Raw genomic sequence first — 24959 nt, forward strand, 5'->3', positions numbered from 1 at the left:
GCGCGGCAGATCTTCAACGAGTAGGCTCCATGCTATGCCAACGACCTTCCATGTGCGGGCGCTCACCTCAACCATCCGTGTCGAGCTCGACGACTCGCTATCTGCCGACGAGCGCGACGGTATCCGATCGCAGTGGACTGATCTCATCGCCGACAATGGCCACGTGCCGTCGCTGACCGTTCGCGGCAGCATCGACACCTCCGTCGCAGTCGCCCGATCGCCCCACGAGAAGCTGATCCGGGATGAGAAGACGATCCGGGCCGCCACCCCGAAAGAACTCGCTGACACGCTCACTTCCGAGGTCACGCTCGGCGCCATCGACGGGCTCAGGGGCGAGGCCGTCATGCTGCATGCGGCCGCCGTGGCCCTCGATGACGGCCGGGTCGTCGGTCTGGTGGGGCCATCCGGTCGGGGTAAGACAACCGCGGCGCGGGCGCTGGGCTCGGCGTATGCCTACGTCACCGATGAGACCCTGGCGATCCGCCCCGGCGGCGACGTCCTCGTATACCCGAAACCGCTCTCGTTCGGGCAGCGCCCCGACCGAAAAGTCCACCGCGCCGCTTCCGAGCTGGGACTTCGCGCAGCCCCGCGCGATGGTCTCCGGCTCGGCGCACTCGCGCTGCTTGATCGTCGACCCGGCATCGATCGGCCGTACGTCGAGTCCGTACCTGTCGCCGAGGCACTGCCGCTCCTCATCCCCGAGACCAGCTACCTGGCCGAACTCGAGAATCCGCTCAGCACGCTTGCGGAGGTGATCCTCGCGACCGGCGGCCTGCGCCGCATCGTCTACACCGAGGCCGAGACGCTTCCCGGCCTGGTCGAAGAGATCCTCGGAACCGTCGACGAACGCAAGCCATCGCTCACCCCTTTGGCGTCACAGTCGCAGCGTGGCTGCGACTGCGTCAAGGGAAGCGTCACCGACCCGCACGAGGTCGTCGAGGCTGCCGATGGAACGGGCGCGCACAGCACATATCGACGCACCGACCACACCGACGCGCTGCTCGTCGACGACGGTCTGCTCGTGCTCAGGCCGCACGAGGTCACTGTGCTCGAGGGCGTCGGCCCGGTGATCTGGCTTGCAGCCGACGGCACGAGTGAACGTGACCTCGTCGATGCCGCGATCAGTGAGCTCTCCGAGCCGCCGGAGGACATCGACGCGGCAGAGGTCGTGAGCGCCGCACTGCAGCAACTGGTCGATGCCCGGTTGCTCACCCGGCGCTAGGTCGACCTCAATCCCAGGCGCTCAGTCGAGGCTCGGGTGTCGATTCGGAACGACGCCGCGTCGCCGCGCTCCTCTCGCGCCAACGCACCGAGGCACACACCGGCGATCACGAACGGGATCGAAACCTGGACTGCAGTCCAGAAGAGATCGAATTGGCCCTGGGTGAGCCGCGACAGCAGGACCGCGACCGCGAGCGTGCCGAAGCGGGGATCCACCCGCCAGAGCACGACGACCATGCCCAGCCACATCACGAAGAAGCCGATGAGCCCGACGACACCTGCAGTGACCAGCACCTCCAGTTCCGCCTGCGGCGGCTGGAACAGGGTGGTGTCGTTGTACCAGTAGCGGAGGCCGTGCCCGAACACGGGTGACTCTCGCCAGAGGTGGTAGACCTCACGGAACCAATTGAGGCGCTGGAAGACCGAGTTGTATTGATTCTGTGACGCGATCTGGTCGGCCACCATCGTCACGACCAGGATGGCGGCGGGGATGGTGAGCAGCAGCATGAAGCGCGACCGGCCCGTTGCGCGTCGCCGGAACACCGCGACGAGGACGGCGATGACGAGCCCGATCAGCGCCTGACGAGATTGCGTCATGAGCACCGCGGCGATCACCAGCCAGAAGACGACCGCGGCGGACCGTTTGGGCCAGCCGAACCAGTCGGGGTTGATGTAGACGATGACGGCGACGAAGGCCAGTACCGTTCCGACGAAGTTCTTGTGCATTTCGAACGGCCAGGTGAGATAGACCGCGGCGAAGTCGCCGCGGGCGTATTGCAGTATGCCGTGAACGAGTGTGACCACCGCCAGCACGCCACCCGTGGCGACAATCAGATTGAGCGCGAGCCGCGCTTGACCCCCAGCACCAAGCGCCCAGCCGACCACGAGCGCGCCGGAGACCAGGAGCCAGGCGTGGAACCATTCGACCGTATTGGCCGGGAATGGGTTGACGATGACGGTGAACAGGGTGGTGAACTGGAAGAGCAGGTTCAGCCACAGCATCCGGCGCAATGGGAGGCTGTACGGTCGCTCGCCAAGAAGCAGCGCGCAGCCGAAGGCCGCCGCAAGCGCCACATCCGATACCGACAGGTCACCGCCGCCGAGGCCGACGCGCTGCACGATGAACAGGCCGGGCATGGCCACGAGCGCGATCGCGAGAGGCTGCGATCGCGTGATGACCGCTGCGATGATGAGCGCCGAGAGGGAAATGGCCGTCATCGGCGCGTTCTGAACGTTCTGTTCGAGCAGGATGTACACCACGGCCGCCGCCGCAGCGGCCATGAGGACCCAGCGCCAGGCGTTCGCCCACCACTCCGCGATCCGGCTGCGCCAGATCAGCGCGCGGAGACTCGTGGACGTCATGGCAGTTCCCTTGCTGAGATTCGCTCCAGTATCGCAGGTGCCGGGCGCCGACGATCAGTCGAGTGCAGGCTCGAGCAGGCCGCGCTCCACCAGCCCATCGAGAAAGGCATCAACCTCGGGACCGACCGATCGGATGTCCGCGCCGGTCGCCTCGGCGATCTCGTTGGCGATGTCCGCTCGATCGGCGTGTCGGGCCGTCGTCCATATCAATGCCGCCACACCCTCCAGCACCACGATGGGACCTCGTGGGAGCGCGGCGGCGTACACGGTCTCGCCATCCTCAATGACCGCGACACCGGGAGGAGGGCGGAGTGCCGCCGTCATCGCGCCGACCTCCGGTCGAACAGTGCCCGCCACGCCTCGCCGACGGCGCGGGCCGGACGAGCGACGAACTCGATCGCGATTTCGCGTCGTGAGGGTCGTCGTCCGAGCTGGAATGCGAGGTGCTCGACATTCACGAGCGGCGCTCGGACGGCGATGCGCACCGCATCGGACAGGGTCGGGGCGGCCCGCATGCGCCCCCACCATTCCTCGGACCGGCTGCCGCCTCGTGAGACGACCTTCCAGAGCCGATAGTCACGCTCGCCCTTGAATCGCTCCAACCCGCCGACGGTCGCCGCGAAGCCCACCTCGGCGTCGAGGGCGCGGACGAGCGCCTCGATCTCGGCACGACGCTCGGAGGATGCGCCGTCCCACGCGTACCTCATGTCCCTCCGGCTGGAGCCGGTCGAGCGGGCCGCGTTCAGGATGAGCAGCAGCGCCTGTGCGGGCACCGTCGGAACGGCGCACGCCACCCCGGCGATCTCCGTCGTCAGGCGCTCCGACCAGAGCCGGTCGAACGCGCGCTCGGGCGCCACGCGGATCCCCGGGAACAACCGGTGGATATCGATGTATCCCCACGCGTCGTGCAGGTAGGTCTGCGCGTGACCGAACGGCGACCCGAGCTCGAACGTGCTGTAGAGGCGCCACCCGTTCCGCCGCAGCGCGGCATCGAGCCGGGCCACGTGGTCGGGCCTGACGAGGACGTCCACATCGCTGCCGGTATCGCCGTCGGGGCGGAGCGAGGCATCGGCCGCGACCCCCTTGATGTGCAGCAGGTCGACGCCGATCGAGTCGGCAAGGTGCTGCACGGCAGCGTGCCCGAATCGCAGGCGCACCGGAAGCGGCACGCTCACCTGGGTCTCGTTCACGCCCGCTGCACCACCTCTTCGATCACTCTAGCGAGGCGGGCGACGTGCACGTCTCGACTGAACCCGCGTGCCCATTCGCGGCAGTGGTCGGCGTCGATGTCACGGGCGCGGCCCATCGCGGCGGCGAGGTCGACGGCGGTCGCGGATGCCGCGTGGGCGCCGTTCCTCCCGGGCCGCACCGTCTCGAGGTAACCGCCGGCGGCGACCGTCGCAGCTGGCGTGCCCTCGAGTGCCGCCTCGATGACCGTGAGGCCGAAGTCCTCGCGCCCCGCGCCGACGAGGACCGCGGCGTTGCGGTACACCCAGCAGAGTTCGCCGTCGGTCACACGACCGAGGCCGCGCACGCCCTGGTCGGGATCGTCGAGCGACTCGGAGCCAGCGCCGACGATCACGATCGGCATCCCCGCCTCCCGCGCGGCGGCGACGGCGAGGGCGACGTTCTTGTAGCCGCGGTCGCGCGCCACCACGAGTGCGAACCCGGGCGACAGTTCGCGCGGCGGCGGCTCGGCGCCTCTCGCGACGGGCTGCACGGGCGGATGCACCACGATCGACTCGAGCCCGTACGCCGCCCGGATCCGCTCCTGGGTCACGGCCGAGTTCGCCACGATCGCACGCGCGCGGCGCATGGCCTCGGGGTCGCCGCGCCGCAGCAGCGGGGTGCTCACCGCGAGCCCGGCCCGGCGCACGGCGCTGAGCCGCATCCGGTAGTCGTCGGCGGCGTACAGCCAGCGCGCTGGACTGTGCACGTAGACGACGTGCGGGATCTCGAAGCGGAAGCGGTGCGCCCATCCGCTGCTCGACGCCAGCGCGACGTCGCCCCCCGAGACCCTCGTGCGCGCCGCGATCGCCGGCAGTGCCGGCAGCATCCGCTCGACCTGCGTCGCGAGCGCGCGCGGGATCGTGGCCCGCACGTCGAGGTCGCGGAACTCCTCGAACGTGGACTCCGGTCGGTAGGCGAGCGTCACGATCGAGCGGGCGCCGAACCCGGCCGCCCACTCGGCGACCACGCGCTCGGCGCCGCCGACCTGCACGAGGTAGTCATGGGCGAGGACGACGTCGGTCATTGCCGCCCCCTCTCGTGCGTGTTCCTGCCGAATCCTACGACGCGGCCGCGGCACCGCGGAGGACCCCGACCATTCTCCCGCCGCCGGCGGGCGAGCGACGTCGCGCCGACGCGGCATCCGTTCACCCTCCTGTCAAGCCCTTCACCCGATGCCGGCGCCCGCATAGCGTGGGTCCAGCCGCTGGCCTGGACGAGCGCCGACCCCGGTCGGCAGCGCGCACCGGTTCTGCCCGAGAGCCACCCGATCGGCGGCGCCCTACCCAGCCCCGACCGTTCCCGAACCCGAATCCCGGCCGCAGCGTGGCATGTGCCGGGGTGGAGATGCCATGAGTCGCGCCCGCACCGATGAACGCCCGATCGCGTGGTTGACACGCACCTTCTCGCGCACGCCGCCCACGGTGTACCTCTCCGTCGTCCTTCCGGTCGCGGGGGTGATCGCGCTCACCGCGATGCAGCCGTGGCTCCCACCGAGCGACCTGCTGCGCGACAGCCAGGTCGTCGCCGCCGCCCGTGCCGGCGCGAGTCCCGCCTACGGATTGGTCTCGAACGTCGGCATCGTCGTGCTCGCGCTCTCGAGCGGCGCCGCGGCCATCGGGCGGCTCATCCTGCGTGATGCCTCGGCGCCGTGGCGCCGGCTGGTCTCGTGGATCGCCGTGCTGACCCTCGTGCTCGCGCTCGACGACCTCCTGCTGCTGCATGAGGCTGCGGCGTTCGCTCCGGGGGTCGGCGCACTGGTCGCCGCAGCCTACGGGCTCGCCTTCCTCCGCTTCGTCGTGCGATTCCGGGAGGCGATCCTTCGCGACCTCGATGTCGGACTCCTGCTGCTCGCGTTCAGTGGGCTCGGGGTCTCGGTCGTCACCGACCTCCTGCTGGTGCCCACGCAGTCGTCCGTGCTCGTCGAGGATGGCGCCAAGCTGCTCGGACTCGTCGCCTGGTCGGCGTTCGGCGTGCGCACCACCCTCCTCGCGCTCGGGCAGTCCGGTGCCGGCGCGAATGCCGGTGCGCGGACCGCACGGCGAGCCGCTCACCGCAAGGACTCCCCGATCCGGCGGGCGGACGGGGCGGACGCGGCATCCGCTCGGTCAGCGACCGGCCGAGCCCGCCTCGGTCACGCCGACGTCGGTGCGATGGAAGTTCTGGAACGAGCGCGACGCCGTGGGTCCGCGCTGCCCCTGGTAGCGCGAGCTGTACTCGGCCGAGCCGTAGGGACGCTCGCTCGGCGACGACAGGCGGAAGAAGCACATCTGGCCGATCTTCATGCCGGGCCACAGCTTGATCGGGAGGGTCGCGACGTTCGAGAGCTCGAGCGTGACGTGCCCGGTGAAGCCCGGGTCGATGAAGCCGGCGGTCGAGTGCGTGAGCAGGCCGAGACGGCCGAGCGAGCTCTTGCCCTCTAGTCGCGCCGCGATGTCGTCGGGCAGCGTCACGGCCTCGTACGTCGACGCGAGCACGAACTCGCCCGGGTGCAGGATGAAGGGCTCCTCTGGCCGCACCTCGATGAGGTGGGTGAGCTCGGGCTGGTCCTCGGCCGGATCGATGAACGGGTACTTGTGGTTGTCGAACAGCCGGAAGTACCGGTCGAGGCGCACGTCGATCGACGACGGCTGGATCATCCCCGGTTCGTAGGGCTCCAACCGGATGCGCTCGCGGTCGAGTTCGGCCCTGATGTCACGATCCGAGAGAAGCACGCAGCCAGCGTAGCAACGCTTGCTAGGATGGCTTCCGTTGCACCGTCACCCGCCCAGGCGGGGCTGCGGATGCCGCGTGCGGATGTAGTTCAATGGTAGAACTTCAGCTTCCCAAGCTGATAGCGCGGGTTCGATTCCCGTCATCCGCTCTCCGGTAATTTCACCTGATCAGCAGCACATTCGAGCCTCGCGGCGGCGGCCGAGATTCTGCATCGGTTCGACTTGGTGGCGGTTCACCCACGGTTAATGGTTCAACTTGTTCTCGTGAGTGAACCCCGCTCAACTCCGTGGAGCGACCCACTGTCACGCCAGCCGCGCTCACTCACCGTGGGTAGATTTCCTCGCGGATCTGGCGTCGGCTGGTAGTCGGCGGAGAGTGGGCGCAACGGACGGCATGCGGAGGGGACTGATGACCGGGCAGACCACGGCCGCAAAGCGGGCTACGCCGCAGTAGGACCGCCCACGCCGCCCACGCCGGCGACGTCGTCTGTGTTGGTCGCGGTGCTCGTCATGATGCGTGCCTTCACGTGCTCCATTGGGTCAAGCGAGCTTATTGATGAGGTCGACCAACTCGTCGACTCGGTACCCGTGACGACGCGCGAATGCGACGAGTTCCCGCGCCTTCTGGACGACGGCACCCTGCGCCGGCGTGCCGGCAACCGAGATGCCGCGGCCACGGCGGAACTCGAGCAGGCCCTCTTCTCGCAACAGCCGCAGCGCCCGCAGCACAATGTTCGTGTTGACCCCGAGCACGGCCGCGAGGTCTTTCGCCGGCGGGAGCCGCTCACCCGGCTCGGCCTCGCCCTCTGCGATCGCGCGACGGATCTCCGCGGCGACCTGCTCGTAGAGGTCGGTCGGTTCGGCTTTGTCGACCTTGACAGGAATTATGATGCTAGTGATAATAGCACCAAGGACGAAGGTGTACCGATGATCGTCACGACTCCGCTCCATGAGCCAGCTTCCGCCCCGTCCGAGTTCGACGAGGCTATATCGCACGAGCCTGGCAACGCCCGGCTACGCGAGCCCGTCGCCGCTCGGTCCGCGTTCGACGAGTCCGCGACGCGCGAGCCCGTCGAGGTGCTCATCAAGGAGGCCAGGAACCGCGCCCGTCGACGGCGCCTCGTCATCGGCGCCGTCACTGCTGCGACGGTCGCCGTTGCTGCGATCGCCGTGACGGCTGCTCTGGACGGCGGCGCGCCGCAGAGCCAGGGAGCTGCGGTCGACCCACCAGCCTTCCCGGCGTCCTTCGGGGTCTTCGAGCCGGCACGTGGTCGGATCGTGTACCCGGTAAGTGGTGTGCTGAACTCCATCGACCCAACCGACCCGTCCTCTGTCAATGCCCTGGCTCTCCCGAATGGCATGAGTGCACTCACGCCGGCGGGCTGGTCCGCCGACGGCACCAGGCTGGCCCTGACCTCCGAACACAGCGGCAGCAGCTACGTGATGGATGCCGACGGTGCGATCACGCCGGTCCCGGGCCCTGGGGGCTGCTGCTGGTTCGTGACCGATCCCTGGCTCTCCCCAGACGGCACCGCCGCCATCGAGTTCTTCGAGGACGAGGGCGACCGGCTCCGCCTCAATGATCTCGAGGGTGTCGACGCGTCTCGCGTCATCGAACTCGATCCGCCGGTGGGAGACCGTGACACCGGCGTGGTGCCGGTCACCGCGTGGTCCCCCGACGGCGCCCGGATCGCCTATCTCGCGTACCAGCAGGACGGCATGGACGTGCTGCCTTCCGTCTATGTCGTCGACCTCGACACTGGCAGTACTCGACAACTGGTGGGCCCCGGGTTCGACCACATCAGACAGATGGCCTGGTCGCCCGACGGCTCGCAGCTTCTCGTAATCGCAGGCCCCTGGCGTCAGAAGAACCCCGAATCGACATCGCTCAACCCGCTGACCAGCCCGAAGAAGGCCGGCCTGTACCTGGTCAGCGCCGACCGCTCCAGCCCGGCGATTTCGGCCTCGGCGCTGCACCCGATCGCCTCAGGCCACTATGTCGCCGCGGCGTGGTCGCCCGACGGCGCGCAGATCGCCGCGATCGACTTCGCCCCCTCGGACCGCCGACTGTTGCTGATGGGTTCCGACGGTTCGGCATCACGGGTCCTCGCCGAACTTCCGGCGAACGATCTCTTCACCGGAGTGGCCTGGCATCCGGGCCCGAGGGGCCGCTAGTTCTCCTAGCGGGTCGATGCCGGCGCGAAGAGTTCGTCGATGGTTCCCAAGCAGGGATCCGAACACGGCGAATCCACCGGGTTCTCGGCTCCGGTCGACGAGGCCGAGATCGTTGCCGGATGGAGCAGGATCCATGTAATGCTCCTCGTCGACCGCGACGACGTGCCGATGGATGTGTGGTCCGATCCCACTCCTGAGGAGTACCTGCCGTCGCAGTATGCCCTCTGCCCCACCGACCCCGGCGGCGTGGGCGCGATCGGCGACGTGGGCGCGATCCGGGACCGTCTCTCACTGGACCTGCAGACGCTCCTCCGAGGAACCGAACGAACCTTCACCCTGTCGGCGGGCGCGGCAGAGGCAGGGGCGGCGGGGGCAGGGTGGGTATACGCCACCGGGCCCGGACCGGGAGTTGACTGCTTCGTGTTGAGTCCGGAGCAGGCGCGGGCAGTGTGGGCGCAGGGTCACCCCAGGGACCAGGCGATGATGTTGCTGGATGACACGTCCTACGCCACACTGACTGCCTCGGACGGTGCCGACCTCGAGGTGGTGTTCGGACCGGTCCTGCCCGATGGAGGGTGGGTGCAATCGGCTGGCTGAGCGCCGTGAGCGAGCTGCGGCATCAGCCTTTACCAGAGCAGAGGCTGACATACCTCGGGCTGGGCTCGGCTTCCGGAGCTGAGCGCGTGGGTTCGATTCCCGTCATCCGCTCGAGATTCACCCGCTGTCGTCGCGTTCGGTGGCCGGGTCGTCGAGGCGCCGTACGAAGAGTTCGGCGAGCACGAGCGCCGCCTGCGTCTCGGCCGAGCGTTCGGCGACGCCGTGGCCGAGCACGGCCTGGATCCGCTCGAGGCGGTTGATGAGCGTGTTGCGGTGCAGGAAGAGTCGTTCGGCTGCCGGAGCGATGCGCATCCGCGTGTCGAAGAACGTCCGGAGGGTGTTGCACATCTCGGCCGTCTCGGGGCTGTCGCCGGCCAGCTCGCGAAGCTCGTGCTCGACGAACCAGCGGGCGCGTTCCTCGTCCTGGCTCAGGACGATCGCCAGCGCGACGTCGCCGTAGGAGGCACCGCCGTGGTCGCCCAGACCGGCGGCGAGTCGCAGCGTATCGGAAGCCTCGACGAAGGTGCGACGGAATCCGTCGGCTCCCCGGTGCGGTGCGCCGATGCCGACGAGCAGCGGGGCCGGCACGCGGAGATCCTCGACTCGTGGCGCTCGCGGCCGGCCATCGGTGGTCACCCAGAGGTGGACCTTCCCGGCGCTCGTCTCGTATCGCAGCATCCGTTCGCTGCCGACCGCCCGGCCGAACCGATGCACGAGGCCATCGAGGACTCGCCGTTCGACCGCGCCTCCCGGCGGCACTCCGATGGCGCAGCCGAGGTGCCAGCCGGCCAGCGGGATCCGCAGCAACTGCGTGGCCGCCTCGACATCGACGGGCTCGGCCGTCACCAGCGATTCGATCGCGCTGCGAACGCGAACCTGCTCGGCCAGGAATACACGACGGCGCTCGTCGACGATCGCATCGGTTGCCGCGCCGATCCACGCGTCCATCGTTCCGGTCACCGAGGTCGCCAAGGCGGGTATGACGCCGATGCCCTCCGGTCGCACGCCGACGGCGGCATCGATCAGGAGCGACAGCCACTCGTGCTGCATGCTCCGCAGGGCTCCGGTGATATCCGACAGGGGGATGTCCCGCGCAACGATGTCCTCGGCGAGGTCGCGATCGATCGCCTCCGTGTCGGCCGGAAGCCCGTCCTCGCCGGCGAGCCGGAGCAGGGTCGCGGTGAGGACGTGCCGGGCGAATGTTCGGATGGTCGGCCACGGTGCGAGCGAGTCGTGGATCTGCTCCTGCAATGCCTCGAGGGACCGTTCGACGGCCCCGGCCACCCACCGCGCGGCGCCGTCTCCCAGTCGGGAGCGGAGCTGCTCGGCCTCGTGCAACGGCAGCGAGTCCGGCCAGAGGTCGCCGTCCCAGTCGAGCGTTGCGATGACCCTCGCCATCGCATCAGCGGTTGACACGCGGTCAGCCTAGTCCTCCGAGGGCAGAGTGCACATGACCACGTCGACTGCAGCGACAGACCGCACGATGACCCCAGCACCCATCCACGAGACCGTTGATGAGTCGGGGAGATCCCCGCGAATCCATCAGAAATCACAGTGATCTGGAGGTCACACACAATGTACGAACACAATGTCATCGCGGTCTCGTTCGAGGACCGGAGCAAGGCATATCAGGCGCTGAGCGAGCTCAAGGGCGCCGGGCTGGAGGGGCGCGTCGAGGTGCTCTCCGCGAGCATCGTCACCCGTGACGAGCAGGGCCGTCTCGACACCCCGGAGGGAGGCGACGCCGTCGTCGGGGCCGCCACCTGGGGAGGCGGCCTCATCGGGCTCATGGTCGGCGTCATCGGCGGCCCGATCGGGATGCTGTTCGGGTGGACCGGAGGCCTGCTCGTCGGCGGCGCCTTCGACATCCGTCGCGCCGACGACTCTGACAGCGTGCTCGGCGAGATCAGCCGCTACATCCCACTGGGCGGCACGGCCGTCGTCGCTGAAGTCAACGAGTACGCCGTCGAGATCGTCGACACGTTGATGACCGAGCAGGGCGGCACGGTGTACCGACGTCCCGCCGACGTGGTGCTCGCCGAGCTCGAGGCGGTCGAGGACGCCTACCGGACGGCGCAGAAGGAAGCCGACAAGGCAGCGCGCCAACAGCGCAGGGCCGAGCGCCGCCAGAACGCCGAGGAGCGCATCGCCGCCCTCAAGGAGAAGCTCGACGCCGCCTGAGACGCCGCGGAGATCGGGGCACCGAGCCGCGCTTCGGCGCGGACCGTCGCCCCGATCACCGTCTCGGGAGGGGCCTCGGCGAGCGGTTGCTCGTTCGGCCGCCGACAACCGGATCCAGAAGGAGGGAACGAAACCATGGAGGTCGAACGACCAGTGCTCGCGACCGGCGACACGCGACCGGCGCGGATGACGCAGCATGCGCGAGAGGCGCTGTACGCGTCCATCACCGGCGTCGCCACGCTCCTGGTCATGATCCCGTCGTCCGAGGCGTTCACCGGACGAGCCGCCGCCGGCAGTCTCCTCGGCACCATGGGAGGGCTGTTCGCCGCGGGCCTCGTGGCCGACACGATCGCGCACGCCAGCGAGCACGGCGGAGCAACGCGGCGGAGCACGATGCGCCGCATCCTCGGGGCGTCGATTCGCGCGCTGGAGATCACCGTCGTGCCCGCCGTCCTCCTGCTGCTCAGCGACACGGGCATCTGGAGTCTCAGGACGGGGCTGATCCTCGCGATCGCGGCCCTGACCGTCACCCAGCTCGTGCTCGTCCTCTGGGGCCTGCGCGGGAGCGCCACCACGACGTGGCAGAAGGCGGGCTACCTGCTGCTCCAGCTGGCCGCCGTCGGCGGAGTCGTCCTGCTCAAGGTCGTGGTCCATTGACCCGGCTCTGGAGCGACGGGTTCGGGCGCGCCGGGACCCGCGGGGCGCAGCTCCTCCTCGTCGGCGCCGTCGTGGTGGCCCTCGTCTGGCTCCTCAGCCGCCTGTCGATCGTCACGATCCCGCTGGTGCTCGCGCTCATCTTCGCGGCGGCGTTCGCACCGTGGATGGAGTGGACACGACGACGCAGGATGCCGCCCTCCCTCGGCGCCGTGCTCGCACTCGTATTCCTCCTCGCGGTGATCGCCGGCGCTCTCGCCTTCGTGGTGGGATCCGTCAGCCACGAATGGGGCGAGCTGGCGTTCAAGGCCCAGGACGGCCTCCAGCGCGTCATGGCCTGGCTGCAGACGATGCCGTTCTCACCCGACCGGCGTCAGCTGGATGAGGTCACGGAGCAGGTCAGCGCCTTCGTCACGAGCGCAGAGTTCGGATCGGGCGCGCTCGGCGGAATCGGCGCCGTCACGGAGGTCGGCGCGAGTCTCGGGATGATGGCGATCATCCTCTTCTTCCTCCTCAAGGACGGCCCGGCGATGTGGGAGTTCCTCGCCCGACCGTTCGAGGGAACGGCCTACGACCGCGCCGAACGCATCAGGCGCAAGACCGTCGATGTCTTCGGCGGTTACATCTCCAGTACGGCCACCGCGGCACTGTTCGACGCCGTGGGAATCCTCATCGGTCTCCTCATCCTGCAGGTCCCCCTCGCGATACCGCTCGCCATCCTCACGCTCCTGCTCGCCTTCATCCCGATCATCGGCGCCGTGAGCGCGGGAGCGATCGCCGCCCTGGTGGCGCTCGTCAGCAACGGACCGCTCAACGCGGCCCTCGTCGTGCTCGTCGTGATCGTCGTCAACCAGGTCGAAGCGAACGTCCTGAAGCCGATCCTGATGGGCAGAACGGTCAGCCTCCACGCCCTCGTCGTGCTCGTCGTCATCGCCGCGGGCACGGCCGTCGGCGGAATCACCGGAGCCCTGCTCGCGGTCCCGCTCACCGCCGCGGCCTGGGGCGTCGTGCAGGTGTGGGACGGCGACGACGTTCCCGCACGCTGGGCGCGCCCGAAGACGCGTGATCCGGCAGCATCCCGCTCGGGGTGACATCCGGACCGCAGCCCTGACGAAGAGGACCCCCGCCGAGTGGCGGGGGTCCTCTCCCGGGGAGCTCTCGTGGGGGGACGATCACTCCTTCCGTGCGAAACGAACGGGGGGGCGTTCGCTCCGCAGGCGGTCGGCGTCAGGAGTCAGTCGCGCTCCTTCGCCTGCTCAGCCTCGTTGCTGCCGCCCGGCTCGGGGAGTTCGGCGTTCGCCTTCTCTCCGGCGGTCTCGAGTCCGGTCCCGTTCGCGGTGCCGGAGCTTCCACCAGCGTCGCCCGCCTTCTCGAGCCCGGCCTGGCCAGCGCCGTCGGCATGCTCGGCGCCGGTCCGGCTCGCCTCCTCGGCGGTGTCGAGTCCCGCCTGCCGCCGCTCCTCGGCGTTCTCGAGCGCCGCCTGTCGCTGCTCCTCCGCCTTCTGACGCGCCTCCTCGGCGGTCTGCTGGCCGAACTCGCTCTTCTCGAGACCGGTGTCGCTCACGTGCTCGCCACCGGGGTGCCCGGTGACCTCGTCGAAGACCTCCTGGACCGGCGCGGGCAGCCCGCCCACGGCGCCCGCCGCTCCAGCGCCGGCGACGCCGACTGCCGCGGCCGCGACCGCTCCGATCGTGATCTTCGCTGCGAGTCCGAGACCCGCGAATGCACCAAGTGCCACTCTTCGTCTTCCTCTTCTCGGCGTCGGCGCCCCGTTCGGCTGCGCGACCACCGTGGTCGATACGTGCTGTCGGTCGGTCGAGAGCCTCGCCGCGCGTTTGAGGTCGAGGCGAAGCGCCAGGTCGGCCGAGGGCCGCGGAGGCACTTCGAACGAGACGGCGCGCAGCGCCGCGACGGCCTCCGCCACCGGCGCGAGCTCGGGGGAGCCCGCGGGGACGTGTCCGCGCAGCACGGCCTCGGCCGCGGCATCCGGAATGCGTTCGTTCATCTCACTCCCTGCTATCGCCGGAGGGCGTCGCAGGGGTACGCCCTGCCGAGAATCTCCTCCGAAGCGAACCCAGTGCCCGCCGCTGCAGTGCCTTCACGGCCCCTGGCCGCTTGCCGACGATCTCGGCGACCTGCTCGATGGTGAGGTCGCCGATGATGCGCAGCACCATGACGTCGCGCTGGTCGGGAGGGAGGCCCTCGAGCAGCGCCCTCGCCGAGGCATCCGCCAGGTTGCCGATGGCCTCGTCCTCCGCGCTCGCACTGCGCCGCGGGTCGGCATCGTCGCGCCACTCCACGTGCACGCCGCGGGTCGAACGCCGACGCAGCTCGTCGACGAGGCGGCGGTAGGCGATCGTGAAGACGAAGGTGCGGAACTCCGGCTCGCCGCCGCTGAAGCGGTCGAGTGAATCGAAGACGGCGAGGAACACCTCGCTCGTCAGGTCCTCGGGTTCGAGGGAGCCGCGCGCCCTGAGGAAGCCCATGACCGCCGGCGCGTAGTCGATCCAGAGGTTGGTGCACGCCCACGAGGCACCCGATTGCGCCGCGAGCAGCACGCCGGGGAACGCGTCGCCGCTCGTCGCGCGACCGGCGCCGCCGCGCGACGACGTGCGTGCACGGGACGTGGCAGGGGACAGCGCGCCTTCGAGATCGGGCATGACCGGAACAGTGTAGGCAATCCGGCCGCCGCGCGCCCGCGATCACTCACAGGGGTCGGTCACACACACCCCCATGCACGGAGCGCGTCCACCAGGCCGTGAACCGTCTGCACCGTGGGGAGTTCACCCGGCGCGACCCAGAGGACACCCGCGGCGTCGCTTCCCGCCACCGGTTCGCCCGTGAGCAGGTCGACGATGAAGCAGTGGATCTCATAGGTGCCTCCGCCGGGCGCCCGGCGCCGCACGACTCCCGCCTCTCGGCCGGGTCGCACGGCCAGTCCGGTCTCCTCGACGACCTCCCGGATGACGGCGTCGGCGAGGGTCTCCCCCGGTTCGACCTTTCCTCCCGGGAGCGCCCACCGACCGGCCTCGGGCGCGTGGGACCGACGAACGAGCAGGACCCGCCCCGCGGCATCCGTGACGATCGCGCTCACCGCGTGGACGACGGGACCTGCGCGGCCTGCGCGACCTGCGCGGCCCGCGCGGCCCGACGAGCCCGGAGTCACTCGACGAGCGTCCGGAACACCTCGTACACCATGAACGCCGGCCAGAAGATCCCCTGGAAGAACGCCCAGATGAACTCCCAGAACTCGTCGGCACGCTGGAAGAAGAACACCCAGGCGCCGATGATGCCCAGCCCGTAGATCGCCCCACCGCCGGCGAAGCATCCGGCGTTCGAACTCCTGTCGTTCATGTCGACCTCCCGGGCACACGATACGCGCCCCGGCCCGATCCGCACGGGACCGAAGGCCCCCTCGGCCACCAGGACCTGCCGCTACTCGCCACGGTCGTCCTCCCACTTCGTGCCGTCGAGATCGCTCCGCAGGCGCCCGGTGATGTCGTCCACGGCGGCGCCCACGGTCGGCGCGAACCGGTCGGGCGTGAAGCGCTGCAGCAGTCCGTAGTCGCGCAGCACGTCGACGACGGGGTCCTTCATCTCGGCGAGCACGAGGCGGATGCCGTGCGAGTCGAGCCAGTCGTCGAGCTCGACGAGCTCGTCGATCGCGGTCGTGTCGATGTCGGTGATCGGCTCGGCGGCCAGGATGACCGTTCGGATGCCGGGGCCCGCCGCCTTCACCCGTGAACGCACGAAGTCCTCGAAGATGCCGCCGTTGGCGAAGAACAGCGGGGCGTCGAAGCGCACGATCACGATGCCGGGGATGCGTTCGCCCTCGGGATAGCGCGAGAGGTCGTGGTAGCCGCGGAGCCCCTTCACCAGCCCGAGTTCGGCGCGGTACGGTCGCCAGGCCTGGTTCACGAATGCCAGGAGCGAGAGGCCGATCGCCACGGCGATGCCGGCAAGCACACCGAACACGAGTACGCCCACGAAAGCGGCGAGCGAGAGGAACGCGTCGACCCGGTCCATCCGCACGAGCCGGATGAAGCCGTGCACGTCGATGAGGCGAGCGGCCGCCGCGATCACGACGGCGGCGAGGGTCGCCGACGGCAGGAAGGCCGTGAGTCCCGGCACGAGGAGCATGAACGCCGTGATCAGGACGGCGCCCACGACACCCGTGAGCTGCGTGCGGGCACCCGCCTGCTCGGCGACCGGAGTACGCGACGACGACGCCGAGATCGGGAACCCGCCGAGGAGCCCGGCGCCGATGTTCGCCGCCCCGATGGCCGCCATCTCGCCGCTGCCGCTCACCGTCTCGCCCCGCCGCGCGGCGAAGGTGCGCGAGAGCACGGCCGTGTCGGTGAACGCGACGAGCGCGATGCCCGCCGCGGGCAGCGCCAGCGCCGCGACATCCGACCACTCGAGGCCCCCGAGCGCGGGCGCGGGCAGGCCCTGCGGCAGTGCGCCGACCACGGGCAGTCGGTCGGCCAGGCCGAGGATCGCGGTGAGCGCGGTCGCCGCCACGACGGCGACGAGCACGCCCGGCACCGGCGACCTGGCCCAGGTGAGCCCGACGATGACGACGAGGGATGCCACGCCGAACACCAGCGCCAGCAGCTGGGCCTCGCCCGCGGCGATGCCCGCGCCGATGGCCACCACGTCGCCGAACAGCGAGCCGGAATCGATCGAGAATCCGAGCAACTTGGGCACCTGGGAGATGAGCACGAGGAGTGCGACGGCGTTGAGGTAGCCCACGCGGATGGGCTTCGAGAGCAGGTCGGTCACGAAGCCCAGGCGCAGGATTCCACCGAACAGCAGGATCACGCCGACCATGATCGCGAGGAGTCCGGCGAGCGCCACCGCGCGCGTGTCGTCTCCGAGGGCGAGCGGCAGGATGGCCGCCGCGATGATCGGGGCGAGCGCCGAGTCGGGCCCGAGCACCAGGATGCGCGACGGGCCGAACAGCGCGTATGCCAAGAGCGGCACGATCGTGGCGTAGAGACCGGTCTCGGGGGGAAGCCCGGCGACCTCCGCGTAGCCCATGCCGGCGGGGATCAGCAGCGCGGTGACGACGAGGCCCGCACGCAGGTCGGGCAGGAGCCAGGTGCGCCGGTAGTGCAGCGCCGTCTCGACGCCCGGCGGCAGCCACCGCCGCATCCGCTTCGCCGCCATCTCGGCCCCCTTCGGGGTCCATCTTCGCGCAGTGCCCCGCCGCCGTGCCGAGTATCGCCTCGACCACGGTGCGTCGCGGGCCGGCCGTGCACGTCAGGCTGGAGCCGGGCGGACTCAGCCGCCGCTGCGCCGCCCGCGCCGGACCCGGTCGACGGTCTCCATCACGGCCACGCCGACGAGCACCAGCGTCGACGCGCCGCCGACCCCGAGCGGGGTGAGCAGCGGTGAGACCGCGGCGACCGCGACGATCCCGATGAGCCCGGCCACCTGCGGCGTCACCCAGCGGTGCTCGAGCAGCCGGCGGAAGACGAGCGTGCCGCTGAGGAAGAGCAGGGGGCCGCCGAGCACGGTGATGACCGCGGAGAGGCTCTGCTCCTCGGGATGCCCGAGCAGCTCCTTGTCGCCGACGCTCGTCAGCACGATTCCCCCGATGACGAGCAGGTGCACGAACGTGTAGGCGGTGCGCGCGAGCCGCCCGGGGGCATCCGAGTCCTCCATCGCCTCGGACCCGATGCGCTCGCCGTGGTCGAAGTAGATCCACCACATCGCCGCCGCTGAGAAGAACGCGAGCACCATGCCCGTCGTCGTCTCCACGGTGATCTCGAGGTCCACGAACGCGAATCCCGTCACGAGCAGGCCCTCGCCGAGCGCGATGAGCACGAACAGCGCGGAGCGCTCGGCGATGTGGGCGCCGGAGAGGTCCCACCGCCCCATGTCCATCGAGCCCATCATGGGCAGGGGGAAGCCGGTGAGCGTGCCGATGACCTCGAGGCCGAGCGCCATCGCCCAGAAGGGCAGCTGGGCGGGGAGCGGCAGCAGCGCGCCGACGAGCCAGAGCACGCTTCCGGCGGCCGTCCAGATGAACACCCGCGTGAAGTCGAACGCCGCCTCGCGATCGTGCCGCCATGTCGCGAGCACGATGAAGCCCGTGCGGCCGAGCTGCAGCACGACGTACGCGATCGCGAAGACCCAGGCACGCTCGCCGAACGCGTCGGCGATGGAGATGCTCATCACGAGGGCCACGAACGCGAGCGCGATCACGGCACCGCGAACCGGGAGCCGGACGGGGTCGAGCCAGTTCGTGACCCACGTCGTCGCCACCCAGGCCCACCAGAGCGCGAGCACCATGATCACGCCCTCGAGCGCACCCAGCGGCGTCTGGTTCTCGTAGAGGTACGCCGAGAGCTGGGTGAGGGCGAAGACGAACACGAGGTCGAAGAAGAGCTCGACGTACGTGACCCGGTCGGCGCGCGACGAATCCGACGGCCGCAGCACATCGCGTCGCAGTCCGAAGGGCATGGCCCATGATGGCATGCGGCGCAGGTGCGCCGAAGCGACGAGCGGCGGCTGGCGCGTCATCCGTCTGGACCGAGCGGGAAGACGGGCGAGGGTTGAGCCCCGCGGCGAGGCCGTCGGGGCTCAGGCGACGACGATCCGCGCGCCGCTAGTCGCGGAAGAACTCGTTCGCGCGGGCGGAGTAGAGCAGCACCAGGCCGATCACGGCCAGCAGCGCGTTGATGATCGCCGTCCAGAACTGGCCGGGCACGGCGAACATCGTCCAGATCGCGTTCGCGAGGTTCAGGACGAAGACGACCGTGGCGACGATGCGGGCGAGGTTGCTGCCCCGCAGCAGTCCGACGCCGACGAGGATCGTCACGATGCCGATGACGATCGTCACCCACGCGGCGGTCGTCACCGCCGGCGAGTCGGCCGCGGCGCCTCCGGTGAGGAGGAGGATTCCCGTGATCACCCCGAGCACGCCGTTGATCCATGCGATGACGGCGACGAGGGTGACCCCGCCCGGACGAGGACCTGCCATGATGATCTCCTTCGATCGGACGAGGTGCGGTCGGGCACAAGCTACTCCCGCCGCGACGCGCGTGTCATCACCCCGTTCGGGGTGTCGCTGGAGCCATCGAGTCGGCGGTCGCCGGCCGTCGGCGAGCGGTCAGCGGTCCGCTGCCTCCTCCGACGGCGCGCGCACCCGCACCCAGATCGGCGGGTGCGGCATCCGGTGTTCTCGGTACAGCTTCTCCGCGAAGGGCGCCCAGACGATCACCGCGACGCCCGCGCCGACGAGCATCCCGCCGATCGTGTCGGAGATCCAGTGCGCCCCGAGGTAGGTGCGACTGAGCATCATGAGCACCGTGTACACGGCGCCGGCGACCCACACCCACGTGCGCATGAAGATGATGCCGAGTGCGGTCGCGACGAGGGCGGCGTTGGAGCTGTGGCCCGAGGGGAACGAGCCGAAGTCGGGATTCACGAGGATGTCCTCGGGCCGTTCACGGCCGACGAGCACCTTGATGAGGCGGGTGACCGCCGCGCTCGCGATCGCCGCGGTCACGTAGTAGACGGCTCCCCACGGCCTGCGGAAGAGCAGCAGCGCGCCGATGATGACGGCCGGCACGACCAGGTTCGACAGGATGCCGCCGCCGACGGCGTTGAAGACGAGGGCCGGCACGGTGAGCCACTCGGCCCGGTTGGCCACCATCCCGGCCATGAACTCGATCTCGAACCCGAACGGCTTGTCGCTCTCGCGGTAGAAGATCACGAGCGCGAGCATGGCGACCAGTGCGAGCGCGGCGGAGCCCGAGACGACCGGCCAGAACCGGGCGACGCCCACCGGCGAGGGCGCGGTGTGCGCGTTGTCGATCGGCGCTGCCGCCGGAACCGGCTGCTCGTCGTCGCTACCCGACACTCCCGTCCTCCTCCCGGGTCGACTCCGAGGCGTCCACCTCCGAGGGCGTGCCGACCCGCACCGTGCGCCACGTGTCGACGGCGATCACGATGCCCAGCACGACGAGCGACAAGGCGATCGAGGCGAGCGCGTCGGTCGCCCAGTGGTAGCCGAGGTAGATGCGGCAGGCCGCGGTCAGCAGCACGATCCCGGATGCCACGACGAACGCCAGCACCGTGATCACCGGCCTGCGGTGCCGCGAGAACACGAGGTACGTCGTGATGAAGAGGAAGTCCGCCACGCCCATCACGTGCCCCGAGGGGAACGACGAGGTGTGGTCGATCTCGAGCATCATGTCGCCGATGGGCGGCCGCTCGCGGGCGATCACCGGCGCGAGCACCTGCACGATGATCACGCCGAGCAGCATGCCGCCGGCCAGCAGCAGCGGGCGCCAGGCGTGCTTCGCGACGATGCCCCAGGTCACGGTCGTGACGAGGATGATGATCGGCATCACGATCGGCCCGAACACGAACGCGATGACGGTCATGACGGTGGTCAGCCAGTCGGTCTGGCCGGTCTCGAGCCAACGCTCCACGGGGGCGTCGACGGCGGAGATGTCGTCGGCCTCGAGCACCGAGTCGAAGATGAAGAGGAAGGCCGTGAGGCCTCCCACGACCAGGGCGATCGAGATCAGGTAGAGGTTGCGCTTGGCGGATGCCGGGACGACGCGCTCCTCGACGAGGAACTTCTCGTGGAACCGTCGCAGCCGGCCGGGTCGCTCCGTCGTCTCCGTCACCGATGCGCCCTTCCGCCGCACCCTCGCGGTGCGGCTCCTCCACCGTATGACCCGTCGGGCGCCCGCCAGAAGCCCCACCCGATGCATTGCACGTCGAGCGGGAACGTGCTAACGGCAGGCGCGCAGCGCTCAGTGGGTGAAGGAGGACACCTGGCCCTCGTGCGGCATCGGCGCTTCGAGGCGGTCCAGGTACTCGACGGCCTCCTGTATGTCGAGCACCAGGGACTCGGCGAGGTTCAGGCTCAGCCCGTTGCGCACCACGATGCGCTGGACCACGACGTCCGTCAGGTCGTCGGGCATCGGATAGGCGGGAATGAGCCAGCCCTTGAGGCGGAGGCGCTCGGAGAGGTGGTAGAGGTTCCACTTCTCGGTATGGCCCTTGGCGAGCTGCCACGCGAAGACGGGGATGTCCGTGCCGTCGTTCCACAGCTCGAACGCCTCCATCTTGCCGATCTCCCCCGAGAGGTAGACGGCGACATCCTGCGACGCCTGCTGCACGTTCCGGTACCCGTCCCATCCGAGCCGGAGGAACAGGTAGTACTGCAGCAGCACCTGGGCGCCCGGCCGCGAGAAGTTCAGTGCGAAGGTCGGCATGTGCCCGCCGAGGTAGGTCACGTCGAACACGAGGTCCTGCGGCAGGTCGTCGACGGTTCGCCAGACCACCCACCCGAGGCCCGGGAAGACGAGGCCGTACTTGTGCGCCGACGTGCTGATCGAGACCACCCGCTCGACCCGGAAGTCCCACTCGAGTTCGGGTTGGAGGAACGGCGCGATCATTCCACCGGATGCCCCGTCGACGTGGATCTTGACGTCGAGCCCGGTCTTCTCCTGGATCTCGTCGAGCGCGGCGGCGATCTTCGCGACCGGCTCGTACATTCCGGTGTACGTGACGCCCATGATCGCGACGACGCCGATGGTGTTCTCGTCGACGTACTTGTCGAGGTCGTGGCCGTCGAGCACCTTGTGCTCGTCGCTGATCGGGACGTACCGCGCCTCGACGTCCCAGTAGTTGCAGAACTTCTCCCAGCACACCTGCACGGCGCTCGAGAGGATGAGGTTCGGCTTCTCCGTGGATTTGCCGGCCGCCCTTCGGGCGACCTGCCAGCGCCGCTTCAGGGCGAGGCCGCCGAGCATGCAGGCCTCGGACGAGCCGATGGTCGACGTGCCGATCGCCTTCTCCGCGTCGGGAGCACTCCAGAGGTTGGCGATCATCTTCCAGCATCGCGTCTCGATCGCTGCCGTCTGCGGGTACTCGTCCTTGTCGATCATGTTCTTGTCGGACGACTCGGAGTACAGCTTCGCGGCGTGGGGGTCCATCCAGGTGCCGACGAAGGTCGCCAGGTTCAGCCGGGCGTTCCCGTCGAGCATCGCCTCGTCGTGCACGATCTGGTAGGCCGTCTCGGGCAGCGTGCCGACGTCCGGCATCCGGTCCATCGGGAAGTCCGTGGCGATCCCCTCACGGGCGAACATGGGGTTCACCTGGTTGCGGGTGCCCCGCCCCGAGAAGGCGTGGGGCGGACGGTTCGATGTGATCGGTCCGGTACCGTCGCCGGATGCCGAGCCGCGCTTGACGTCGGTCATGTGGTCCCCCAATTTCGCGGATGTGCGTCTGCACGGTGAAGACCCGGAACGAGGGGGCAGCGGTAGGGTGTCGACTCACAGTGGGCCCAGGTGCTCAGTGTGGTCCCGCTCCCCGATGCGGTCAAGGTCAACTCCGTTTCCTCACCGATTCGACGTCCCGCCCGCCTCGGCCGCATCACTCAGACTGCGTGAAAGTGGGGATCGGTAGCGTGGTGGCATGACGCTCGGAGAGGATCTCGCCGGGACTGACGCGCTGCCCGACGGCCGACAGCTCGCCGTCACGTGGGGGATCCCCGAACGGTACGGGGGCATGACGTCGGCCCTGCTCCACCGCTCGCGCGCATTCGTGCGACTGGCGGGGCGGGAGGTCGACGTGCTCACGTTCGACCCGCGCCCGGGATACGGCGAGGTGCGCGAACGCCTTGCGGAGCGGGGTGAGCTCGTGCGCGGCATCCGCCTGCTGAACCCTTACGAGGACCTGCGCGCCGCCGCGCCGGAGCCCGCTCCCATCGTATTCCGAACGGGGCATGTCGAGGCCGACGCCGTCGAGGTCACCGAGGCCGGCGACGGCTCCGCCCTACTCGTGGCGCAGCGGGGCGCGCGTCGTCTCGCGCTCGAGCACCGCCGCGCCGACGGCACGCTGGCCCTCCTCGACGAGCGCGCCAGGGCGTCGGGCCCGCCGCGGCTGCTGACCGCGTTCGACGAGGCGGGCGAGCCCGTGCGCCAGTGGACCGGCGCGTGGGAGTTCTACGCCCACTGGCTCGACGGCCGGATCGGCTCGGATCGCACGTTCGCCCTCACCGACAGCAAGACCATCGCGAACTTCATGGCCGAGCATCGCCGCCCCAACCTCGTCTCGCTGCACGTGGTGCACAACTCCCACCTCGACTCCCACGAGGGGGCGAGCCGGCCCTACGCACGAGTGCGCCCGTCGCGCCGCGCCGTCTTCGCCCGCCTCGAGCGCTTCGACGGCGTCGTGTTCCTCACCGAACGGCAGCGTGCGGATGCCGCGGCCCTCCTCTCCGACCCCGGCAACCTCTCGGTCGTGCCGAACGGCATCGATCCGCCCGTCGCCGATCCGAGGACCGACCGCGGCCGGAACGCCGGCGCGGGTGTGGTGGTCGCCGGGCTGACCCGGCGCAAGCGCGTCCACCACGCCCTCGACGTCGTGCGGCGGTGTCGGGTCGCTGGCATCCCGGTCACCCTTGGCGTCTACGGCGACGGGCCGGATGCCGCAACCCTCCGTTCGCGCGCCGCGGATGCCGGCCTCGCCGATGCCGTGACCTTCCCGGGACACCGCGACGACGCGGCCGAGGCCTTCGCGACCGCATCGTGGACCCTGCTCACCAGCACGTCGGAGGGCTCGCCGCTCGTGCTCGCCGAGGCAATGTCCCGGGGATGCATCCCGATCGCCTACGACATCCCCTATGGACCCGGCGATCTCATCGTGGACGGGGTCGACGGACTGCTCGTGCCCGACGGCGATCGGGCAGCGGCGGCTGCCGCCGTCGCGAGGCTCGTGGCCATGGCGCCCGACGAACGCGAGCGCATGCGCGACGCGGCGCGGGCGACGGCCGCGCGGCACGACGACCGTCGGATCGTCGCCGAGTGGGGGCGCGTGCAGCGCGCCGCCGCCCGGCGGCACGACCGACCGGCCGTCGAGATCCACGCGCGCGCCGATCGGCTCCGGCTGCGGCACCGAGGCGGGCTGCTCCGTTTCTCCGCCGCACTACGCGGCGTCCCGCGCCACGCGAGCGTGGTGCTCGCCGTGCAGCACGGCGGCCGCGGGCCGCTCGTGCGCACCAGGAAGCAGGGCCGCGATGGCCGCATCGCGTGGCGGCTCGACGAGTCGGCGACGCGATTGGTCGGCGCGCGGCATCCGCTGACCTGCGTCGTCACGGTCGAGGTCGGGAGCACGTCGGCCGAGCTCGCCGCCGTCACCCTCCACCCCGACACGAGATCGCTGCCGCGTCGCGCGGTGCAGCGCCTCACTCGCTCCTGGGGGCGACCGCGACCTCGCTCACCGAGGTGACCTGCAGCGCCTCGAGGGCGTCGTGCACGCCCGGCTTGGTCTTGCCGCACGCGTCGCGCGGGTAGTGCACCGGAATCAGTCGCCCGTCGACGCCTTCGAGCCATAGCGGGGGAACGAGCTCCAGGTCGGCGGTGCACACGACACCGTCGGGCACCGGATCGTCGGGCTCGGCGAGCGCCGAGATGAGCGGCGCGAGGTCGCCCTCGAAGCGCTCCACCCGCGCCACGGGCTCGCCCGGCGGGGTGTCGTCCACCGGAGCCGTGCCCGCGGCGCCCGGGGCGAGCGGCGTGCAGCGGAGGGCGGCTGCGGGCTCGAACCCGTCGGGCACGCGACCCGGCACGGGGATCGCGGAATCGGGCGTGGGCGGGGCATCCGGCAGCATCCAGGTGCCCTCCGTGCGGCAGTCGAGCTCGTCGCCGGGCTGCGCGACGGGCTGCGCGACGGGCGCGCTCGGGGCGGTGGAGGCGCAGCCGCTGGAGGCGAGCGCGATCAGGCACGCGATGCCTGCGACCAGGGCGAAGGCCCGCGGATGTCGCCGCGGCGGCGAGGTCGTGATGGGCATGGTCGATT

The 24959-nt window shown here is 70.1% G+C and carries 25 protein-coding genes and 1 tRNA gene; 8 read left to right on the forward strand and 18 right to left on the reverse strand.

Annotation, left to right across the window (positions count from 1 at the left end):
* The first annotated feature begins 52 nt into the window (after positions 1-52).
* Positions 53-1222, forward strand: coding sequence for an ATP-binding cassette domain-containing protein (locus tag EV187_RS16785; RefSeq protein WP_165391251.1), 1170 nt, complete (start codon positions 53-55; stop codon positions 1220-1222).
* Here the strand turns inward: EV187_RS16785 and EV187_RS16790 are convergent.
* The 5 genes from EV187_RS16790 to dcd form a co-directional block, all read right to left on the reverse strand.
* A complete protein-coding gene (locus EV187_RS16790; protein ID WP_130354237.1) occupies positions 1219-2583 on the reverse strand; it encodes an O-antigen ligase family protein in 1365 nt (454 codons plus the stop codon). The two genes, EV187_RS16785 and EV187_RS16790, sit on opposite strands and share 4 nt — an antisense overlap.
* A 54-nt stretch (positions 2584-2637) precedes the next feature.
* Complete coding sequence (locus tag EV187_RS18445; RefSeq protein ID WP_165391252.1) at positions 2638-2907, reverse strand: PqqD family protein; 270 nt, start codon at positions 2905-2907, stop codon at positions 2638-2640.
* A complete protein-coding gene (locus EV187_RS16800) occupies positions 2904-3773 on the reverse strand; it encodes a nucleotidyltransferase family protein (RefSeq protein WP_130354239.1) in 870 nt (289 codons plus the stop codon). Before EV187_RS16800 ends, EV187_RS18445 begins: the two co-directional genes overlap by 4 nt.
* Positions 3770-4837 carry a glycosyltransferase gene (locus EV187_RS16805; RefSeq protein ID WP_165391253.1) on the reverse strand — a complete coding sequence of 356 codons (1068 nt, stop codon included), beginning with the start codon at positions 4835-4837 and terminating at the stop codon, positions 3770-3772. The genes EV187_RS16800 and EV187_RS16805 overlap by 4 nt, the downstream gene beginning before the upstream one ends.
* A 1081-nt stretch (positions 4838-5918) precedes the next feature.
* Positions 5919-6524 (reverse strand): dCTP deaminase, encoded by a 606-nt coding sequence (gene dcd, locus EV187_RS16810; RefSeq protein WP_130354241.1) that lies wholly within the window; start codon positions 6522-6524, stop codon positions 5919-5921.
* Positions 6525-6602: 78 nt separating this feature from the next.
* On the opposite strand from dcd, the gene EV187_RS16815 reads away from it, so the two are divergent.
* A tRNA-Gly gene (locus EV187_RS16815) sits at positions 6603-6673 on the forward strand.
* A gap of 391 nt (positions 6674-7064) precedes the next feature.
* Here the strand turns inward: EV187_RS16815 and EV187_RS16820 are convergent.
* Entirely contained in the window at positions 7065-7475 is a 411-nt protein-coding gene (locus tag EV187_RS16820; protein WP_242609673.1) for a GntR family transcriptional regulator, read from the reverse strand.
* On the opposite strand from EV187_RS16820, the gene EV187_RS16825 reads away from it, so the two are divergent.
* Positions 7452-8699, forward strand: coding sequence for a hypothetical protein (locus tag EV187_RS16825; protein WP_130354242.1), 1248 nt, complete (start codon positions 7452-7454; stop codon positions 8697-8699). The genes EV187_RS16820 and EV187_RS16825 overlap by 24 nt on opposite strands.
* A gap of 39 nt (positions 8700-8738) precedes the next feature.
* Entirely contained in the window at positions 8739-9296 is a 558-nt protein-coding gene (locus tag EV187_RS16830; RefSeq protein WP_130354243.1) for a hypothetical protein, read from the forward strand.
* Between the two features lie 117 nt (positions 9297-9413).
* On the opposite strand, the gene EV187_RS16835 is transcribed toward EV187_RS16830, so the two are convergent.
* Complete coding sequence (locus EV187_RS16835; RefSeq protein ID WP_130354244.1) at positions 9414-10712, reverse strand: PucR family transcriptional regulator; 1299 nt, start codon at positions 10710-10712, stop codon at positions 9414-9416.
* Between the two features lie 159 nt (positions 10713-10871).
* On the opposite strand from EV187_RS16835, the gene EV187_RS16840 reads away from it, so the two are divergent.
* From EV187_RS16840 to EV187_RS18455, 3 genes are all read left to right on the forward strand, one after another.
* Positions 10872-11477 carry a DUF1269 domain-containing protein gene (locus tag EV187_RS16840; protein WP_130354245.1) on the forward strand — a complete coding sequence of 202 codons (606 nt, stop codon included), beginning with the start codon at positions 10872-10874 and terminating at the stop codon, positions 11475-11477.
* Between the two features lie 135 nt (positions 11478-11612).
* The gene (locus EV187_RS18450; RefSeq protein WP_165391254.1) at positions 11613-12134 is read left to right on the forward strand and encodes a hypothetical protein; all 522 of its coding nucleotides are present in this window, start codon (positions 11613-11615) and stop codon (positions 12132-12134) included.
* Complete coding sequence (locus EV187_RS18455) at positions 12131-13222, forward strand: AI-2E family transporter (RefSeq protein WP_165391255.1); 1092 nt, start codon at positions 12131-12133, stop codon at positions 13220-13222. The genes EV187_RS18450 and EV187_RS18455 overlap by 4 nt, the downstream gene beginning before the upstream one ends.
* A gap of 143 nt (positions 13223-13365) precedes the next feature.
* Here the strand turns inward: EV187_RS18455 and EV187_RS16850 are convergent, their stop codons facing one another.
* The 10 genes from EV187_RS16850 to gad form a co-directional block, all read right to left on the reverse strand.
* Positions 13366-14136, reverse strand: a complete 771-nt coding sequence (locus EV187_RS16850) for a hypothetical protein (protein ID WP_130354247.1) — start codon at positions 14134-14136, stop codon at positions 13366-13368.
* A 1-nt stretch (position 14137) separates the two neighbouring features.
* On the reverse strand, positions 14138-14791 hold the full coding sequence (locus EV187_RS16855) for an RNA polymerase sigma factor (RefSeq protein WP_130354248.1): 654 nt from the start codon (positions 14789-14791) through the stop codon (positions 14138-14140).
* A 59-nt stretch (positions 14792-14850) separates the two neighbouring features.
* Positions 14851-15225 carry an NUDIX hydrolase gene (locus EV187_RS16860; RefSeq protein WP_207221879.1) on the reverse strand — a complete coding sequence of 125 codons (375 nt, stop codon included), beginning with the start codon at positions 15223-15225 and terminating at the stop codon, positions 14851-14853.
* 68 nt (positions 15226-15293) lie between these two features.
* Positions 15294-15485 (reverse strand): hypothetical protein, encoded by a 192-nt coding sequence (locus EV187_RS16865; RefSeq protein WP_130354249.1) that lies wholly within the window; start codon positions 15483-15485, stop codon positions 15294-15296.
* Positions 15486-15566: 81 nt separating this feature from the next.
* Positions 15567-17300 (reverse strand): SulP family inorganic anion transporter, encoded by a 1734-nt coding sequence (locus tag EV187_RS16870; RefSeq protein ID WP_242609674.1) that lies wholly within the window; start codon positions 17298-17300, stop codon positions 15567-15569.
* A 114-nt stretch (positions 17301-17414) separates the two neighbouring features.
* A complete protein-coding gene (locus EV187_RS16875; RefSeq protein WP_165391256.1) occupies positions 17415-18599 on the reverse strand; it encodes a low temperature requirement protein A in 1185 nt (394 codons plus the stop codon).
* 145 nt (positions 18600-18744) lie between these two features.
* Positions 18745-19119, reverse strand: coding sequence for a DUF7144 family membrane protein (locus EV187_RS16880; protein ID WP_130354251.1), 375 nt, complete (start codon positions 19117-19119; stop codon positions 18745-18747).
* 129 nt (positions 19120-19248) lie between these two features.
* The gene (locus EV187_RS16885) at positions 19249-20001 is read right to left on the reverse strand and encodes a phosphatase PAP2 family protein (RefSeq protein WP_242609675.1); all 753 of its coding nucleotides are present in this window, start codon (positions 19999-20001) and stop codon (positions 19249-19251) included.
* Complete coding sequence (locus tag EV187_RS16890) at positions 19991-20776, reverse strand: phosphatase PAP2 family protein (RefSeq protein WP_242609676.1); 786 nt, start codon at positions 20774-20776, stop codon at positions 19991-19993. The genes EV187_RS16885 and EV187_RS16890 overlap by 11 nt, the downstream gene beginning before the upstream one ends.
* 129 nt (positions 20777-20905) lie before the next feature.
* Positions 20906-22246, reverse strand: coding sequence for a glutamate decarboxylase (gene gad, locus EV187_RS16895; RefSeq protein WP_242609698.1), 1341 nt, complete (start codon positions 22244-22246; stop codon positions 20906-20908).
* 328 nt (positions 22247-22574) lie between these two features.
* Between gad and EV187_RS16900 the strand changes: the two genes are divergently transcribed.
* Positions 22575-24389: a glycosyltransferase gene (locus tag EV187_RS16900; protein ID WP_130354254.1), complete on the forward strand. Its 1815-nt coding sequence runs from the start codon at positions 22575-22577 to the stop codon at positions 24387-24389.
* Here EV187_RS16900 and EV187_RS16905 read toward each other — a convergent pair.
* Positions 24346-24951 carry a hypothetical protein gene (locus tag EV187_RS16905; RefSeq protein WP_130354255.1) on the reverse strand — a complete coding sequence of 202 codons (606 nt, stop codon included), beginning with the start codon at positions 24949-24951 and terminating at the stop codon, positions 24346-24348. The genes EV187_RS16900 and EV187_RS16905 overlap by 44 nt on opposite strands.
* Positions 24952-24959 lie beyond the last annotated feature (8 nt).

The sequence above is a fragment of the Agromyces ramosus genome (genome assembly GCF_004216665.1).
Lineage (GTDB): Bacteria > Actinomycetota > Actinomycetes > Actinomycetales > Microbacteriaceae > Agromyces > Agromyces ramosus.